1 protein-coding gene is annotated in these 258 nt (G+C 69.0%); it reads right to left on the bottom strand.

The features are described from left to right. Positions 1–145 (bottom strand): biotin/lipoyl-containing protein (locus tag FrCorBMG51_RS27270; protein ID WP_338052771.1); only part of this gene is annotated, 145 nt, incomplete at its 3' end. Between the last annotated feature and the right edge of the window lie 113 nt (positions 146–258).

Below are 258 nucleotides of genomic sequence, written 5' to 3' on the forward strand. Positions count from 1 at the left end.
GGATCTCGGTGTCGACCTTGTCCGTGCTGACCTCGAGGAGCGGCTCGTCGGCCTCGACGCGCTCGCCTTCCTTCTTCAGCCAGCGGGTGACGGTGCCCTCGGACACGCTCTCACCCAGACGGGGCATCGTGACGGACACAGACATGGGGTAGGGCTCCTTTGCGGCGTCCGACCGACCGTGGACGACGGGCAACGGCTACGAACGCGATGGGTGCTGGGCAACTCGGAGGGCCCGCGGTGACACGGCGGGCACCTGCC

It is taken from the genome of Protofrankia coriariae, assembly GCF_001017755.1.
Taxonomy (GTDB): Bacteria; Actinomycetota; Actinomycetes; order Frankiales; family Frankiaceae; genus Protofrankia; species Protofrankia coriariae.